Raw genomic sequence first — 2,395 nt, 5'->3', positions numbered from 1 at the left:
TAATGCCGATCAGTTAAGGATCAGTTGACCGATCCAGTGGTTATGTAAGAATCCGTAACTTATAACGATTACGGATTTTTTTATGCTACTCAGCCAAGCTCTTGAGACTATCCATAACTATACACCGGAAGAATTTTCTGCTCTTTCCGACCTTCTTTCACCTGAGATTATTGACGAATGCCTAGTCGATACTGGCGTTGCAACTGTTCGTAAACGCAGGCTTCCGATGGAAATGATGGTCTGGGCGATTACTGGAATGGCCTTGTTTCGCTCTCTGTCCATGAATCAGATTGTCTCTCATCTGGATATACTTCTTCCCGGCAAGCGTCCTTTTGTTGTTCCCAGTGCCGTGGTTCAGGCTCGTCAGCGGCTCGGCGCTGATGTCATAAAACAAGTTTTTGAAAAAACAAGCCGACTCTGGTTTGAAAAAACACCCCTATCTCACTGGAATGGACTCACATTGATGGCATTGGACGGAACACTTTGGCGTACACCAGATACACCAGAAAATGATGCTGCTTTTGGTCGGACAGCGAATGCACATTCATCTTCTGAATGGCCGCAGCTTCGGATGGTCTGCCAAATGGAGGTGACAAGCCATTTACTGGCTGGTGCTGCCTTCGGCAGTGTATCTGCTATCAGCGAGGTTGACCTTGCAGCTCGTCTGGCCAATCAAACATCTGAGCATACGCTAACTATTATGGATAAAGGATTTTATGCGCTTGGACTTCTGCATCACTGGCAGTCATCGGGTACAGAAAAACACTGGATGTTACCACTGAGAAAAGGCGCGCAATACAAGGTGGTACGTAAACTAGGTAAAAACGATGAACTCGTTGAACTGACATTATCACCTCAAGCGAGAAAAAAATGGGCAAATGCCCCAGCCACGCTGACAGCGAGACTACTGTGTAAGACAATCAAAAATAAAATAGTTTATATACTAACATCAATGACAGATCCGCAGAAATACCCGAAAGCTGACATTGCAGAGCTGTATGGATATCGTTGGGAAATTGAACACGGGTTCAGGGAAATGAAGCAACATATGCTGAAAAACGAGCTGACTCTGAGAAGTAAAAAACCGGAGCTTATCGAGCAGGAGTTGTGGGGTGTTGTACTGGCGTACAATTTGCTGCGTTTTATGATGACTCAGATGGCGTATAGCCAGAAAGGAACAGAACCTTACCAAATAGGGTTTAAGCAGGCTTGCCTCTATCTTACAGGTCAGTTGAGCCTATTACCCCGAGTCTCTCCTGGAAAAATACCTCAGTTTATGTCTCAGTTGCTTGATATGTCTAAAAGCTTTGTGCTGCCAGTAAGAAGGGAAAGGCATTACCCACGGGCAGTGAAAAAAAAGCCGCAACGATATCCGTTACGGCATTCATAATTAACCTCAGCTTCGTTTAAAAATAGCGATATCACAATCCCGTAAATTCAAGCTCGGTTTTTTAGGTTGGAATGTATAAGCAATTAAGCCCGCGACGATTTCCAATAAAAAACCGAGCTGACTGCGGTGTCTTGAATGCTCTATCTGAGAAATATTTTTGAGCTGATCCACGACCGTTTCTATCAAAAATCGCCTTCTTAACATCAACTTATCCCACAGAGATAACGCTTTTGCCTTCATGTTACTCCGGACATGAGTGATTAACGTTATTCCTTCTGCTTCCAGTTCATCGCACAGGGCCTGTGACAAATACCCTTTATCGCCATATAAACGCCCTGTTAACCCTTGTACCCGCGCTTTGACGGGATGACGATCATCTGTATTTCCTGAGGTCAATTTAACCGCCAAAAGTTCACCACAATCATTGATAACCCGATGAAGTTTAAAGCCATAAAACCAGCCTGTACTTGTTTTCCCTCGCTGTGCGACGCCCTCAAATACGCGATGACGGGGAATACGGAGATTGTGACAAACAGCAATTTTGGTTGAATCAATAAAGGCGATCCCCTGGGTTTGGGCCTTGCGTGACGAAAGAAAAGCACAGAGAGGAATGAGCGCCCTTTGTTTCAAGGTTAACATCCGGGAGTAGCTGACCAACCGGGGAAAATCGGCCTGAAGATAGTGTTTAACATGCTGAATATAAAACGTTTTAAAATCACGATAATGGCTCATGTGGAATAAAATGAGTATCGTCATCACTTCACTGAGAGAAAGGGAAGCGTCGCGGCGACGTTTGAGCAAGCCATTTTCAATTAACTGTTGATGCCAGAGAGGAATAAATTTTTGGCAAAAGTCATCGACGCAGCAGTAAAGTTCTTCTAAATTAGACATGCCTGAGGAGCTCCACGATTTTGTTTTCTTTGACAAAAACTTTGATCGTGCCTCAGGCACTTAGTTCCCTTCTTAAGCAAATCTCAGGTTAATTATCTTAACTGACAAGCATTA

Annotated in this window: 2 protein-coding genes; one reads left to right on the top strand and one right to left on the bottom strand. The window is 44.1% G+C overall.

Annotated elements, in window-relative coordinates:
- Positions 1–82: 82 nt before the first annotated feature.
- Positions 83–1,390, top strand: coding sequence for an IS4 family transposase (locus C5470_RS21640; RefSeq protein ID WP_152963716.1), 1,308 nt, complete (start codon positions 83–85; stop codon positions 1,388–1,390).
- Positions 1,391–1,396: 6 nt separating this feature from the next.
- On the opposite strand, the gene C5470_RS21635 is transcribed toward C5470_RS21640, so the two are convergent.
- Positions 1,397–2,281, bottom strand: coding sequence for an IS982 family transposase (locus C5470_RS21635; protein ID WP_166291846.1), 885 nt, complete (start codon positions 2,279–2,281; stop codon positions 1,397–1,399).
- Positions 2,282–2,395 lie beyond the last annotated feature (114 nt).

This window comes from Photorhabdus stackebrandtii (genome assembly GCF_011189495.1).
In the GTDB taxonomy this organism is placed as follows: Bacteria; Pseudomonadota; Gammaproteobacteria; order Enterobacterales; family Enterobacteriaceae; genus Photorhabdus; species Photorhabdus khanii.
This window is presented reverse-complemented; position numbering and strand designations above follow the sequence as displayed.

Bases quoted from the DNA above. Each gene is read 5' to 3' on its own strand.
- C5470_RS21640 (WP_152963716.1), top strand. From the start codon at position 83: ATGCTACTCAGCCAAGCTCTTGAGACTATCCATAACTATACACCGGAA.
- C5470_RS21635 (WP_166291846.1), bottom strand. From the start codon at position 2,281: ATGTCTAATTTAGAAGAACTTTACTGCTGCGTCGATGACTTTTGCCAA.